12 protein-coding genes are annotated in these 13,865 nt (G+C 62.7%); 5 read left to right on the top strand and 7 right to left on the bottom strand.

What is annotated here, in order from left to right:
• The first annotated feature begins 116 nt into the window (after positions 1-116).
• The 4 genes from ACMYR2_RS11355 to der all read left to right on the top strand — a co-directional run bounded on the left by ACMYR2_RS11355 (position 117) and on the right by der (position 5,217).
• Positions 117-1,925: a di-heme-cytochrome C peroxidase gene (locus ACMYR2_RS11355; protein ID WP_347263210.1), complete on the top strand. Its 1,809-nt coding sequence runs from the start codon at positions 117-119 to the stop codon at positions 1,923-1,925.
• A 490-nt stretch (positions 1,926-2,415) separates the two neighbouring features.
• The gene (locus tag ACMYR2_RS11350; protein WP_347263211.1) at positions 2,416-3,069 is read left to right on the top strand and encodes a tetratricopeptide repeat protein; all 654 of its coding nucleotides are present in this window, start codon (positions 2,416-2,418) and stop codon (positions 3,067-3,069) included.
• Between the two features lie 39 nt (positions 3,070-3,108).
• Entirely contained in the window at positions 3,109-3,609 is a 501-nt protein-coding gene (locus ACMYR2_RS11345; RefSeq protein ID WP_347263212.1) for a hypothetical protein, read from the top strand.
• 231 nt (positions 3,610-3,840) lie between these two features.
• The gene (gene der, locus ACMYR2_RS11340) at positions 3,841-5,217 is read left to right on the top strand and encodes a ribosome biogenesis GTPase Der (protein ID WP_347263213.1); all 1,377 of its coding nucleotides are present in this window, start codon (positions 3,841-3,843) and stop codon (positions 5,215-5,217) included.
• Between the two features lie 17 nt (positions 5,218-5,234).
• On the opposite strand, the gene ACMYR2_RS11335 is transcribed toward der, so the two are convergent.
• Entirely contained in the window at positions 5,235-5,402 is a 168-nt protein-coding gene (locus tag ACMYR2_RS11335; RefSeq protein WP_347263214.1) for a hypothetical protein, read from the bottom strand.
• 51 nt (positions 5,403-5,453) lie between these two features.
• Positions 5,454-6,173 carry an SDR family NAD(P)-dependent oxidoreductase gene (locus ACMYR2_RS11330; protein WP_416192926.1) on the bottom strand — a complete coding sequence of 240 codons (720 nt, stop codon included), beginning with the start codon at positions 6,171-6,173 and terminating at the stop codon, positions 5,454-5,456.
• 49 nt (positions 6,174-6,222) lie between these two features.
• On the opposite strand from ACMYR2_RS11330, the gene ACMYR2_RS11325 reads away from it, so the two are divergent.
• Positions 6,223-6,756: a GNAT family N-acetyltransferase gene (locus ACMYR2_RS11325; RefSeq protein WP_347263216.1), complete on the top strand. Its 534-nt coding sequence runs from the start codon at positions 6,223-6,225 to the stop codon at positions 6,754-6,756.
• 28 nt (positions 6,757-6,784) lie between these two features.
• Here the strand turns inward: ACMYR2_RS11325 and purF are convergent, their stop codons facing one another.
• From purF to ACMYR2_RS11300, 5 genes are all read right to left on the bottom strand, one after another.
• Positions 6,785-8,299, bottom strand: a complete 1,515-nt coding sequence (purF, locus tag ACMYR2_RS11320) for an amidophosphoribosyltransferase (RefSeq protein WP_347263217.1) — start codon at positions 8,297-8,299, stop codon at positions 6,785-6,787.
• Between the two features lie 58 nt (positions 8,300-8,357).
• Positions 8,358-8,990 (bottom strand): CvpA family protein, encoded by a 633-nt coding sequence (locus ACMYR2_RS11315; protein WP_416192925.1) that lies wholly within the window; start codon positions 8,988-8,990, stop codon positions 8,358-8,360.
• Positions 8,991-9,373: 383 nt separating this feature from the next.
• On the bottom strand, positions 9,374-10,825 hold the full coding sequence (radA, locus tag ACMYR2_RS11310) for a DNA repair protein RadA (RefSeq protein ID WP_347263219.1): 1,452 nt from the start codon (positions 10,823-10,825) through the stop codon (positions 9,374-9,376).
• Between the two features lie 9 nt (positions 10,826-10,834).
• Positions 10,835-11,980: an alanine racemase gene (alr, locus tag ACMYR2_RS11305; protein ID WP_416192924.1), complete on the bottom strand. Its 1,146-nt coding sequence runs from the start codon at positions 11,978-11,980 to the stop codon at positions 10,835-10,837.
• Positions 11,981-12,183: 203 nt separating this feature from the next.
• Positions 12,184-13,674 (bottom strand): replicative DNA helicase, encoded by a 1,491-nt coding sequence (locus ACMYR2_RS11300; protein ID WP_347263221.1) that lies wholly within the window; start codon positions 13,672-13,674, stop codon positions 12,184-12,186.
• Positions 13,675-13,865 lie beyond the last annotated feature (191 nt).

Here is a 13,865-nt window from a genome sequence, read left to right as displayed (position 1 = left end):
CTGTTGACGCAACTGTTGCGAGAGCACGTTATCCGTGCAAAGTACGCCTGCCGCCAGCAGGCGGCGCGTTGAACAGCAACACGACAGCCACAAGCGGCTGTACGCTCGGAGCACAGATGCGAACCCTTATTCTGGCCCTCGCCCTTTTGAATTTTCCCCTTGTCACATCGTCCTTTGCCGATGACTCCGGTCCGGTATTCACCGATCAGGGTCCGGCCTGGGATATGTCCAGCCGCGCCGATTTCTACACGCGCGATCAGGGCTCGCGCCTCATTCCGTTGGCGTGGCTGAAGGCGCTCAAACAAGCCGACGGGGCTGCTTTTCTTTCCGGCGGTTTGACGCGGTACGGATACTTGCCGGCTCTCGATGCTTCAGCGGAGCTTCCGGTGGGGTTCTACGCGTCGGGGCCGACCGGCGCGAAGGTCGTCGGGATGACGTGCTCCGCCTGCCACACCCGTCAGATCAAGGTCGCGGACCGGCAGTATCGCATCGATGGAGGACCGGCTCTCGTCGATTTCCAGGCATTTCTGAGCGACCTCGACAAAGCGATGGCGCGGGCTACGTCCGATGATGCCGCATTCAAGGCATTTGCGGCGTCCGTCCTTCAGACGCCCAAGCCCGATAGCGATAAAGTTGCCGCGCTGCGGAGCGACGTGGACGCATGGTACGTTCGCTATCACGCCATTGTGGATCGGTCCCTTCCGAACCCTGGCTGGGGATTGGGACGCCTCGATGCGGTCGGCATGATCTTCAATCGCGTGACGGGGTTGGGCATCGGCCCCGAGCCGACCTTTCTGATCCCGGAGAACATTCACAGGGCCGACGCGCCGGTTCGCTATCCTTTCCTCTGGAACGCGCCCAAACAGGACAAGACGCAGTGGCCGGGCTTCGCTGATAACGGGAGCGATATCCTCGGGCTGGCCCGGAATGTCGGCGAGGTGATGGGCGTGTTCGGCAATTTCCAGCCGACGCGCGACGGCCTGTTCATCGACTTCCTGAACAACAACTCGGTGAATTTCGACGGGCTGCAAAAGCTTGAGGATCTTGCAAAGAAGATCGGGCCGCCGAAATGGCCATGGTCCGTCGATGCGACGCTCGCGGCCAAGGGCAAGACGATCTTTGAACGGCCGGCTGCTGACGGCGGCTGCCAGGAATGCCATGGCCAGAAAGCCGGCACGGAGCGCTTCCCGTTTCAAAAGACCTGGGCAACACCAATTCAGAACGTCGGGACGGACACGCGTGAGTACGATATCCTGGGATGGACGGCTAAATCGGGCGTGCTGAAAGGCGCCTTCATTCCGTTCGCGACCAAGCCTTTGAAGGAAACCGACCTCGCGTTCAACATTCTGTCGACCTCGGTGATCGGCACGATCGGGGAGCATGTCCTGAGCTTTTCGAAAGGCGCCTCTCCACGCGCTCTTGGCGCCTCCGTTCAATCCGAGGCCGCGCCGGGCGCGCCCCAGCCCGTCGACCCCACTCAACTCCCGGCCGTCTTGCAGGACCTGCCGGGTGCATTCAGGTTTCCTGAAGCCGCCGCAACTCCTGAAACCCGTCTTCGACTGGACATGGGCGCTGGAAGCTCGAACACGGATGCGGCAACCCCCGCGCCTCCGAAGGGCGCGTATGAATCGCGGGTTCTCTACGGCATCTGGGCGGCCGCGCCATATCTGCACAATGGTTCGGTTGCGAGTCTTGCCGAACTGCTCAAGCCCGCAAGCCAGCGGCAGCAGCGTTTTGCGATCGGTCCCGACTATGACGTGAACAACATCGGCATTGCGGCCAACCAGACCCAGGCCGGCTACGTTCGCGAAACGACCGGTTGCGACGATCTGAACTCCGGCAACAGCCGTTGCGGACACGAGTTCGGGACGAGTCTGCCGGACACTGACAAGAAAGCGCTTCTCGAATATCTGAAGACGCTTTGAAAGGTTGGCGTGCTTCGCCATTGTAGCGTTTTCGAGCGAAGCATGTCCTCGGGCTTGAGCCCTACGGATGGAATCCGGTTCGCGTGAAGAAAACGCGTCAAAACATAAAGGCAGAGTCTTTCATCGTTTCCATGAAGCGGTGAAGGACTCTACCCAGAGCACGCTCGTAACACCGTTCCGCCTCTCGCGACATCAACGCGTTGTTCATGGATCAGCGTGGATGATGTTGTGGGAGGCGGGACGGTGTTGCTATAGCGTACTCGCACGAATCAAGTCTTCGACCTGGATCCGAGGACGGCATCCCGTTTCGCGTGAACTGACGTGCCAAACAAAAAGCTCGGCCACCGGATTTGATCTTATCAAATTCGGAACGGAGCCGATCAGGTTCGCTTTTTGCCTTGCCGGTGCCATACCGCTACGATAGCGCAGCCGACATGGTGGGGTACGCGCCACGCGGGGCTTGAAGTTTGCGGAATTGGGACGATAATAAGTGACTGAAATATATAGTGAAATTGATGATGAACTCCGTCGCGAGCGACTCCGGAAAATCTGGGGCCGGTATTCGCCGCTCATCGTTGCCGCGATCGTTCTCGTGATCGCCGCTGTCGGCGGCTGGCGTGGATACGAGTATCTCCAGACCCAGAAGGCCGCCGAGGCCAGTTCGGCTTTTGAAGCGGCGGCCGCGCTTGCCGATCAGAACAAGCATGCCGAAGCCGGGGCGGCTTTCGCCAAACTGGCGGAGACCGCGCCTCTCGGATACCGCAATCTGTCGCGGCTTCGCGCCGCCGCGGAAGCCGCCAGGCATGACATCAATGCGGCGGTGAAACTGTATGACGCGATCGCCACCGAGGGCGGGTTCAGCGGCGTCGAGCGCGATTTCGCGCGGGTGCGCGCCGCCGCGTTGCTGGTGGACACCGAGACCTACACCAACATGCTGCAGCGGCTCGAACCGGCGGCTGCGCCCGAGGCGACGTTCCGCCATAGCGCGCGGGAGCTTCTGGCGTTATCCGCCTGGCGCGCCGCCGACGCCACGGCTGCGCGGAAATGGCTTGATATGATCAGCGAGGATAGCCAGACGCCGTCCAGCCTGCGCGCTCGCGCCGAAGCCTTGCAAGCCTTGCTGCCGCCGGTTGCGAAGAGCTGAACAGGCGTGCCGAACTCAAGTTTGAATGAGAAACCGTCGATGCGCCGCTCGGAACGCCTGATGATTTCCGCCGTTCTGATCTCGCTGTGCGGCATGCTGGCCGGTTGCGGTGGTGGTGGTCTGAACAATTGGGATCCGACCGATATGTTCAACTTCCTCGACACGAAGAAGAAGATGCCCGGTAACCGCCAGCCGGTTTTCCCGAATGGTGTTCCGGGTATCGAGCAGGGCGTGCCGAAGGATCTCTACAAGAGTGATGTGGGGCTTCAGCAGGCTCAGGAGCAGGCCGCGGCTGCCGCGTCGCCGTCGCCGTCTGATGAACCAGAGCAGGCGCGACGCCAGGGCGCGGCGGACGGCTCGTCTCGCCGCGCCGGGGCGGCCGATTCCCGTACGGCCGCGGCCCCCCGCAAGCCCAAGCGTCTCGTTCATCGGCGGGCCACGTCGCTGCCGAAGGAAGAGGCTCCCCCAGCGCAGCAGTCCGAGCCGGCGGCGGCCTCGCCATTTCCGGCTCCGCTGCCCAGCGGCAGCTTCTCGCGCTGACAGCGGTATCGGTGCTGCTGAAACACTGGTATTGAGACGCCGCCCTTGAGCATTTTCCGGCTAGAGCGTTTTCGAGCGAAGTGGAATCCGGTTCGCGTGAAGAAAACGCGCCAGAACAACAATCTAGAGCTTCGCTTCTGATTCAATCAGAAGCGATAATGCTCTAGAGCGTTTTCGAGCGAAGTGGAATCCGGTTCGCTCGAAAACGCTACAAGTGGGCGCGGAGCGTCGATGTCCTTCACCATTGCCATCATAGGCCGACCAAACGTCGGCAAATCGACCCTGTTCAACCGTCTGGTCGGACAGAAGCTGGCGCTGGTTGATGACGAGCCGGGCGTGACGCGCGATCGCCGCGAGGGGCAGGCGCGGCTCGGGGATCTCGATTTCACGGTGATCGATACCGCCGGCCTCGACGAGGGGCCGCGCGGCTCCCTGACGGCGCGTATGCAGGAGCAGACCGAGGCCGCGATTGCAGCCGCCGATGCGCTGATGTTCGTGTTCGACGCGCGCGCGGGCCTCACGCCGACGGATCGTTCATTCGCCGATTTCGCGCGCCGCGCCGACAAGCCGGTCGTGCTCGTCGCCAACAAGAGCGAGGGCAGGCACGGCGACGCCGGCGCGCTGGAATCCTATGCGCTGGGGCTCGGCGATCCGGTCGGCGTATCCGCGGAGCACGGCGAGGGCATGGGCGATCTTTATGATGCCTTGCGCGCCGTGATGCCGGAGGTCGCGGCGGAGGCGGATGATGACGATATCGCCGAGTCCGGCGAGGACATTTCGCGGCGGCCGATCCGCGTTGCGATCGTGGGGCGGCCCAATGCGGGCAAATCGACCGTGATCAATTATCTTCTCAGCGAAGAGCGGCTGCTGACGAGTCCGGAAGCCGGCACGACGCGGGACTCGATCGCGGTCGAACTTAACTGGAAGGGCCGCGATTTCCGCATCTTCGACACCGCCGGATTGCGGCGCAGGTCTCGGATCGAGGCAAAGCTCGAAAAGCTGTCGGTGGCGGATACGTTGCGCGCCGTCAGGTTCGCCGAAGTCGTCGTCCTGATGACGGATGCGCAGAACAGGTTCGAGGAGCAGGATCTCCGCATCGCCGATTTGATCGAGCGCGAGGGCCGCGCGCTCGTGATTGCCGTGAATAAATGGGACTTGATGCAGGGCGGGCCGGCGCGGATCGCCTCGCTGCGCAACGATGTCGATCACTGGCTGCCTCAGGTCAGGGGCGCTCCGGTGGTCGCGATTTCCGGTCTGACGGGAGCGGGAATCGATGGGCTGATGACCGCGATCCAGACCGCCTATGCCGTCTGGAATCGCCGTGTCGCAACAGCGTTGCTCAATCGCTGGTTTCAGCAGGCGGTCGCAGCCAGCCCGCCGCCTGCGGTCTCCGGACGGCGGCTTAAACTCAACTACGCAACGCAGACCAAGGCGCGTCCGCCGAGCTTCGTGGTGTTTTGTTCGCGGGCGGATGCCGTTCCGGAATCTTATCTGCGCTATCTGGTCAACAGCTTGCGTGAGACATTTGATCTGGCAGGCACCCCAATCCGGATCACGCTTCGCGAGAAAGCCAATCCGTTCGCGCATAAGCGCAAGCGCAAGTCATAACGCGCGTGCGGAATCGATCAGCGGCCCTGAGGAGGCGGCGTGCGCTGCATGAGCTGGGTTCTGTAGTTCACCAGCAGGTCGGCGGCCAACTCCGCCGGAGTTCGGCGATCACCGCTGACGTTTCTCCTGAATGGCGGTTTCTTGAAAGCAAAAGCGCGGATCACGCGTTCCACAATGGCTTGCATCGTCAACTCCTGAACCGATCAAAACCATCCATCTGCGGAAAAGTTCCCGCGTCACACATCGCGACTCCTGTAATCGTATAATTTTCCCGTCTCGCTCCAGGAGGGCAGGCACATCGGGATGATGAATTCGGCGATCTGTTCAGGCGTATCCAGCGTCATGGGATCCTCGCCCGGAAACACGATGGCGCGCATCCGGGTCCGGACCGGCCCGGGATTGAACAGGTTGACCCGGATTTCGGTCGTCGCGGTCTCGTTCGCCCAGCAACGCACCAGCGTATCCAGAGCGGCCTTCGAGGCCGCATACGGTCCGCGATAGGCATTGGCCTTTCCGGTGGCGCTGGCGGTGACGAACACCGCGCGCCCGGCATCCGATAGCCGCAGCAATGGCTCCATGCAGCGGATCAATTGAAAATTCGCGGTGACGTTGATCGCCATCACGTCCTGCCAGGGCTTCAGTTCGATGTGTCCGAGCGGCGAGGACGGACCGGCGATGCCGGCGTTGCCGACCAGAATATCGAGCTTGCCGTGGCGCTCGTTCAATGCGGCGCCGAGTCGCGCGATCCCGTCGAAGTCGGTGAGATTGAGCGGCACCAGCGTCGCGCTGCCGCCGTCGTTGCGGATGTCGTCGTCAAGCTCTTCGAGTCCGCCCTGCGTGCGGGCCACGGCGATCACATGCGCGCCGGCTTTTGCAAGCGCGCGCGCGGTGGCGTAGCCGATTCCGCGCGAAGCTCCGGTCACGAGCGCGATGCGGGAGGTGAGCGGTTTTGTCATGACAGGGGTGCTTCGTGCTAGGGGTGACGAGAACGGAGGTTTGCGCGTTATGCCTGAATTATCCGCCGAGGCCAAAGCCCAATGGCGGCCGATGTCGCCGGCCGACCTGCCGCAGGTCATGGCGGTCGCGGGTAAAGTTCATCCGGCGTTTCCGGAGGATGCGGAGGTTTTCGCCGAGCGGCTCCGGCTCTACGCGGCCGGCTGTCTCGTCTGCCACGCGGGCAACGATATCGCCGGCTATGTCATCAGCCACCCGTGGCGGGCGCTGGATCCTCCAGCGTTGAATTCCAGGCTCGGTGAGTTGCCTGGCGATCCCGAGACATACTACCTCCATGACCTCGCATTGTTGCCCGAATTGCGTGGCACCGGCGCGGCGTCATTGGCGGTTTCACAGCTTCTCGCGCGCGCCGGCAAGGAAAAGCTCGCGACCGTTTCGCTGGTGGCTGTCAACGGCTCCGAGGGTTTCTGGCGGCGTCACGGCTTCCACGCAATCCCGCTGCTCGATGAAAGCGGTGACATCACATTGACGCGGAAGATGCGCGGTTACGGCGAAGCGGCCGCGTTCATGGTCCGGCGGCTTTGACCGCAGGTCGCCTGTGGCGCGTTTCCGGTCAGCTGGCTTCCGCGAGCAGCGACAACTGATGCGGCTGCGGTTCGACGTCGGTATGATCGGTAAGGCTGGTCGGATAGGCGCCCGTGAAACAATGGTCGGCGTATTTCGGATCCGCCGGATCGCGTCCGGGTTCGCCCATGGCGCGATACATGCCGTCGATGGAGAGGAAGGCCAGCGAATCCGCGCCGATCATCTCACGCATCTCTTCGAGGCTGTGGGTCGCGGCCAACAGTCCGTTCCGGTCGGGCAGGTCGATGCCGTAGTAATCGGGGTGGATGATCGGCGGCGAGGCGAGGCGGAAATGCACCTCCGTAGCCCCGGCGTCGCGCATCATGCGGACGATCTTTCTTGAAGTCGTGCCGCGCACCAGCGAGTCGTCGATCAGGATGATGCGTTTGCCGGCGATCGCGGCGCGGTTGGCGGAATGCTTCATCCGGACGCCGAGTTCGCGAACGCTTTGCGCCGGCTGGATGAATGTGCGGCCGACATAGTGATTTCTGATGATTCCGAGTTCGTAAGGCACCCCGGAGAAACGGCTGTAGCCGAGGGCGGCGGGCACGCCGGAATCGGGCACCGGCACCACGACATCGACATCGACATGACTTTCGCGGGCAAGTTGCGCGCCGAACGCCTTGCGGACTTCATAGACCGAACGGCCCGCGACGATCGAATCCGGCCGTGAGAAATAGATGTATTCGAAGATGCAGGGCCTCGGCGGCATCGGGGGAAAGGGCTTGTGGATCTCGGTTTGGATGACGTCATCCTTGCGGTGAAACACGATGACTTCGCCGGGCTCTATGTCACGTACATACTTGGCGCCGATGATGTCGAGCGCGCAGGTTTCCGAGGCAAGGATCGGGCAACCGTCGAGTTCGCCGAGCACGAGCGGACGGATGCCTCGCGGATCGCGCGCTCCGACCAGCTTCTTGTTGGTCAGCGACACCAGCGCATAGGCGCCCTCGATGGCCCGGAGCGCTTCGATATAGCGCTCGATAAAGCGGCCGCGCCTCGATTGCGCGACCAGATGCAGGATGGCCTCGGTGTCGGAGGTCGATTGCATCAAGGCACCACGGCCTACCAGTTCGCGGCGCAGCGTCAGTCCGTTGGTGAGGTTGCCGTTGTGGGCGACGGCGAAGCCGCCGGCGTGGAGTTCGGCGAACAGCGGCTGCACGTTGCGCAGGATGGTGCCGCCGGTGGTGGAGTAGCGGGTGTGGCCGACAGCGGCGCTGCCCGGAAGACGTTCGATCACCTCGCGGCGGGAGAAGGCATCGCCGACAAGTCCGAGCCGGCGTTCGGAGTGGAAGCGCTGGCCGTCGAAGGTCACGATTCCGGCCGCTTCCTGGCCGCGGTGCTGCAGAGCATGAAGCCCGAGCGCCGTGATTGCCGCGGCTTCCGAATGGCCGAAAATGCCGAACACGCCGCACTCCTCGCGCAGCGTGTCGCCGTCAAGATCGAAATCAGTCTCGGGATCGTCGGGGGAAGCGTCGCTGGAAAGACTATGCTGACAGTCCATTGCGCCTCGCTTTTCGACGGCACCTGAGTAAGTCGTGAACGTCAAGTCAACGCTCCAACTAATGTTCCGCCGGTTTGCCGTCGATCAGCTTTTGCAGGCTGTCCCGGGCAGGTTTGGAATAGCCGTCGGACCCCGGAGATTCGGCAGGTTCCGAATCCGGTTGCTCCGCTTCGGGCTTATTCTTCTTGAGTTTGTTTAAGATGGTGTTCTCTGGATCGTCCGGCAAGAGCGACTGTAGCCAGGTGCCGGTGGAATTGAGCACCGTCAGCGATTTCGCCGCCGTGACCCAGTCCGGCCGCTGCTTGTCCGGAACCAGCCAGGTGAAGAACAGGAAAGCGACGACGACGATGAGCAGTCCCCGCGCGAGCCCGAACAGGAAACCAAGGGTGCGGTCGAGCGCGCCGATCCTCGAATCGAGAACCATGTCCGAAATGCGTGTCGTGAGGATCGAAATGACGATCAGGGTGCCGATGAAAACGCCGCCGATCACGGCCGCCGCCGCGATCGTGTCGTTGTTGAAATAATTCTTCGCGAACGGCAGGAACTTCTGGAAGGAGTAAAGGGTGGCCAGCGCGGCGATGCCCCATGAGGCGATCGACAGGATTTCGCGCATGAAGCCGCGAATCATCGCCAGAAGGCCCGAAATCAGCATCACGCCGAGCAGAACGAGGTCGAGGATTGTTACCGGCATCGGCTGGTCAGGTCCGCTCGTAAACTTCGAAAACCGCGAATCGTCGTTTGATTACCTGCCTGGGCAGGCTAGAGCATTTTTGCTTCTGATTGAATCAGAAGCAAAGCTCTAGATTATTGTTTTAACGCATTTTCTTGCGGCGAACCGGTATCCACTTCGCCGGAAAATGCTCTAGCATGCGGCGCGTCCGGAGGGACGTATTCGCACAACAAGATCATTTAGAGTCTGTTTCAACTGGGTTGAATCAGACTCGTCGCTTATCCTTTGTTTGTTGTTTGAGCATGATCTTTTCCGAAAACCGGTTTCTACTTTTCGGGATCATGCTCAAGCCTTGCGGCTAGCGCGGGATGTATAGCGGCGCTAGGCCGCAACGTCACGCCGCTTTAGCCTCCCTGACGATGGTTTTGGCCGGGTGTGGCATTTTTCTCCGGGTCGGCGCGTTTGCCGGGGCGGACTTGCCCGCGCGCGGCGATATCCGCCACCAGCGTGGTCAATCCGGCGACGGTATCGAGGGAAAGACCGGCATCGCTGCCGATATCTCCGCGCGCCGATTCCGGTAGTACGGCACGTCCGAATCCGAGCTTGGCGGCTTCCTTGAGCCGCGCCGGGGTTTGCGCCACCGGCCTGACCGCGCCGGATAGCGAAATCTCGCCGAAATAGACCGCGTCGGTCGGGAGCTGGGCGTTTGTCAGCGATGACACCAGCGCCGCGGCCGCGGCGAGATCGGCGGCCGGCTCGTTGATCCGCAGCCCGCCGGCCACATTGAAATAAACGTCGTGCCCGGAAAGCTTGACCCCGCAATGCGCTTCGAGAACCGCCAGCACCATGGACAGCCGGCTCGAATCCCAGCCGACGACCGCGCGTCGCGGCGTGCCGAGCGAGGTCGGCGCCACCAGCGCCTGTAATTCCACCAGCACCGGCCGGGTGCCCTCGATGCCCGCGAAGACCGCCGTGCCCGGACTGCCGAGATCGCGCTCCGACAGAAACAGTTCGGACGGATTGGAGACCTCGCGCAGGCCCAGTCCCGTCATCTCGAAGACGCCGATCTCGTCGGTGGGACCGAACCGGTTCTTCACCGCGCGCAGAATACGAAACTGCTGCGAGCCTTCGCCTTCGAACGACAGCACCGCATCGACCATGTGCTCGACCACGCGTGGACCGGCGATCTGGCCGTCCTTGGTGACATGGCCCACCAGGATTAGCGCCGCCCCGGATTTTTTGGCGAAGCGAATCAGCGCCTGCGCCGAGGCGCGCACCTGCGTGACCGTTCCCGGCGCGGATTCCACGGTGTCGGTCCACATGGTCTGGATCGAGTCGATCACCACGAGACGCGGCACCGTGCCTTCGGACAGGGTGGCGACGATATCCTCAACCGAGGTTTCCGCCGCCAGTTGCACCGGCGCGTCGGCAAGCCCGAGGCGTTCGGCGCGCAATCGCACCTGCGCGACCGCTTCCTCGCCCGAGATATAGACCGCGCGATGGCCGGCACGCGCCAAAAGGCTCGTCGCCTGCGTGAGCAGCGTCGATTTGCCGATTCCCGGATCGCCGCCGACCAGAAGGACGGAGCCGCGCACAAAGCCGCCGCCGGTCACGCGATCCAGTTCGCCCATGCCGGAAGACAGGCGCGGCGCATCCTGCGTCTTGCCCGTCAGCGTCTCCAGCGTGAACAGCCGGCCCTTGCGCCTGGAACGGACGCTGACCGGCATCGTCGTCGCGCCGGTGATATCCTCCTCGGCCAGCGTATTCCATTCGCCGCAGCCGTCGCACTTGCCCTGCCAGCGGTTATAGGCCGCGCCGCAGTTCTGGCAGACGAAGGAGAGGGCGGATTTGGCCATTGATCGGCGTCAGGTTCGAGGCTCGGCCGGGCCGCCTTTGTAGATTCGGTGGTAGCGGCCGCCGAGGCTGGTCAGCACCTCGTAACCGATGGTGCCGAAATGGTGAGCGAGTTCGTCCACTGTGATGCCTTCGCCGATCAGCGTCGCCACATGACCGCGCCGTACTCCGGCATGGGGCGGCAGGTCGGTGATGTCGACCGCCAGCAGGTCCATGGAAATCCGGCCTGCCACCGGGCATCGCGTTCCAGCGACAACGACCTCGGCTCCGCGCGTGCCGTCATTGCTGCCGCCGGCGCGGAAATAGCCGTCGGCATATCCCGCCGAGACGACCGCAAGCCGGGTCGGCCGCCGCGCGGTCCATGTCGCGCCGTAGCCGACGCTTTCACCTTTGTCGATCGAGCGGGTCTGCACGATCCGGGCTTTCAGCTCGACCACCGGCTGCATCGGATTGGCGGCTTCCGGCGTGGGGTTGACGCCATAGAGCGCGGCGCCCGGACGCACCAGGTCGAACTGATATCGGGCCCCGAGAAAAACGCCGGACGAATTCGCCAATGAGGCCGGAACCCCGGAAAACTGTCTGGCGATCTCACGAAACGCCGCGACCTGACTGGCATTGAGCGGATGGTGGAGGCTTTCCGCGCAGGCCAGGTGACTCATCACCAGCGTGATCCCGTGATCGCCCGCATTGATCCTTGAAAGGATGCCTTGCGCCTCATCCAGGGTGAGACCCAGGCGATTCATGCCGGTGTCGATGTGAATGGCCGCGCCGCCCGCCCAGCCGGTGCGCCGGCAAAACACGTCCCATTCCGCGAGTTCATTGAGATCGCCGATCACGGGCCGGCAATTGATCGTCGCGAAGGCGTCACCGCAATCCTGAAAGAAGCCGTCCAGCACATAGATGTCGGCGGAGGAAGCGGCGGCGCGAACCACCCGCGCCTCATCGAGCGTGGCCACGAAAAACGTTCTGCATCCGGCGGCGCTCAGCGCGCGCACCACGGGCCGGGCGCCGCAGCCATAGGCGTCGGCCTTGACCACCCCCGCGCATTCGGCCGGCACGGCGGTCTTTTCCAGCTTGCGCCAGTTAGCGACGATGGCGTCGAGATCGACGGTGAGGGTGCCGGTTGCCGACGCTGCCGCGCCGGTATCGGCAGGCATGCCGCTCACTTTAGAATCAGGCATGAGATTCATGCCGCATGCTACGCCCGGCCGCACGGCGGTTCAACCGCGCGAACGGTCTGTCTGGAAGGTCTGTAAGGCTATAGCGTTTTCGAGCGAAGTGGAATCCGGTTCGCGTGAAGAAAACGCGTCAAAGCATAAAGATAGAGTCTTTCACCGTTTCCACGAAACGGTGAAAGACTCTAGATCCGCTCGGGCAGGTGACCGTCATGCGCAAGATCACTGAAGCGCGTGAACTGTCCCTCGAACTGCAATTCGACGGTGCCGGTCGGCCCGTGCCGCTGCTTGCCGATGATGACTTCGGCCTTGCCGTGCACCAGTGACATATCGAGCTGCCATTTCTCGTGCTCGGGAGTACCCGCCCGCGGCTCCTTGTTCTGGAGATAGTATTCCTCGCGGAAGACGAACATCACGACATCGGCGTCCTGTTCGATCGAACCGGATTCGCGAAGGTCTGAAAGTTGCGGACGCTTGTCGTCACGGCTTTCGACCTGACGCGACAGTTGCGACAGCGCGAGGATCGGAACGTTCAGTTCCTTCGCCAGCGCTTTCAGGCTGGTTGTGATCTCGGTGACTTCCTGCACGCGGTTGTCGCTGCGCTTGCCGCTGCCGAGCAGAAGCTGGATGTAGTCGACGATCAGCACGTCGAGCCCCTTCTGGCGCTTCAGGCGTCGGGCGCGCGCCGTCAACTGCGAAATCGACAGGCCGCCGGTCTCGTCGACGAAGAGCGGCAGGTGCTCCAGCTCGATGGTATGGTCGCGGATCTTCTCGAAGTCGCGTTCGGTGATGCCGCCGCGCCGGATATTGCTGGAGGCGATGCTGGTCTGCTCGGCGAGAATACGCGTCGCAAGCTGCTCGGCCGACATTTCGCAGGAGAAGAAGCCCACGATTCCGCCATTGACGGTCTTCATCGTGCCGTCGGGCTGAAGCTCCGCCTGATGTGCCTTGGCAATGTTGTAGGCGATGTTGGTGGCGAGCGCGGTCTTGCCCATGCCCGGCCGTCCCGCCACGATGATCAGATCGGACGGCTGCAACCCTCCCATTCGCGAGTCGAGGTCACGCAGGCCCGTCGCGATGCCGGACAGCTTGCCGTCGCGGCGATAGGCGTTGGCCGCCATGTCGAGCGCGGTCTTCATCGCCTGGGAAAATTTCTGGAAGCCGCCTTCATAGCCGCCGGATTCGGCGAGTTCGTAGAGCCGGCGCTCGGCATCCTCGATCTGCGCCTTCGGCGCGAAATCGACCGGCGCGTCATAGGCGACGTTGACCATGTCCTCGCCGATGTGAATCAGGTCGCGGCGCAGCGCCTGCTCGTAGATGGCGCGTCCGTAGTGCAGGGCGTTGATGATCGTGGTGGCCTCCGCCGCCAGGCGGGCGAGGTACTGGCTTGCGGTCATCCCGCCGATGTCGGTTTCGGCGGGAACGAAAGTCTTGACCGTCACCGGCGTCGCGATCTTGCCGCTGCGGATCAGGCTGCCTGCGGTCTCGAAGAAGGTCCGATGCATCGGATCGAAGAAATGCTTCGGCTCAAGAAAATCGGACACCCGGTAGAATGCGTCGTTGTTGACGAGAATGGCGCCGAGAAGGCCGCGCTCCGCTTCGAGATTATGCGGCGGGGTGCGATAGGCTGGCGTCGTCGCATCAGGCGCAAGCTTCAGGATGTTCGAATCAGCCATGGCTTTCGGATTCTGACCTTATTATTTGCGGGATACGGCCCCGCTATATTTATGGGATACGGGCCCCGCATAAAGCGCCGCTCCGGTGGACGGCGGAAGCAAGGTCATGCCCTTATGCCCGATTCCCACATGACCTCGAATGAAACTCGAGTCGATAGCGCAACGAACTTGACGGCCTGCTGCGCCTTTTC

Source organism: Nitrobacter sp. TKz-YC01 (genome assembly GCF_047824785.1).
Lineage (GTDB): Bacteria > Pseudomonadota > Alphaproteobacteria > Rhizobiales > Xanthobacteraceae > Nitrobacter.
This window is presented reverse-complemented; position numbering and strand designations above follow the sequence as displayed.

What these genes read in the sequence shown, in the direction of transcription:
- ACMYR2_RS11335 (WP_347263214.1), bottom strand. Translation starts at nt 5,402, where the DNA reads ATGCAAGCCATTGTGGAACGCGTGATCCGCGCTTTTGCTTTCAAGAAA.
- purF (WP_347263217.1), bottom strand. Translation starts at nt 8,299, where the DNA reads ATGGACTGTCAGCATAGTCTTTCCAGCGACGCTTCCCCCGACGATCCC.
- alr (WP_416192924.1), bottom strand. Translation starts at nt 11,980, where the DNA reads ATGCCTGCCGATACCGGCGCGGCAGCGTCGGCAACCGGCACCCTCACC.
- der (WP_347263213.1), top strand. Translation starts at nt 3,841, where the DNA reads ATGTCCTTCACCATTGCCATCATAGGCCGACCAAACGTCGGCAAATCG.
- ACMYR2_RS11345 (WP_347263212.1), top strand. Translation starts at nt 3,109, where the DNA reads ATGCGCCGCTCGGAACGCCTGATGATTTCCGCCGTTCTGATCTCGCTG.
- ACMYR2_RS11315 (WP_416192925.1), bottom strand. Translation starts at nt 8,990, where the DNA reads ATGCCGGTAACAATCCTCGACCTCGTTCTGCTCGGCGTGATGCTGATT.
- ACMYR2_RS11325 (WP_347263216.1), top strand. Translation starts at nt 6,223, where the DNA reads ATGCCTGAATTATCCGCCGAGGCCAAAGCCCAATGGCGGCCGATGTCG.
- radA (WP_347263219.1), bottom strand. Translation starts at nt 10,825, where the DNA reads ATGGCCAAATCCGCCCTCTCCTTCGTCTGCCAGAACTGCGGCGCGGCC.
- ACMYR2_RS11300 (WP_347263221.1), bottom strand. Translation starts at nt 13,674, where the DNA reads ATGGCTGATTCGAACATCCTGAAGCTTGCGCCTGATGCGACGACGCCA.
- ACMYR2_RS11330 (WP_416192926.1), bottom strand. Translation starts at nt 6,173, where the DNA reads ATGACAAAACCGCTCACCTCCCGCATCGCGCTCGTGACCGGAGCTTCG.
- ACMYR2_RS11355 (WP_347263210.1), top strand. Translation starts at nt 117, where the DNA reads ATGCGAACCCTTATTCTGGCCCTCGCCCTTTTGAATTTTCCCCTTGTC.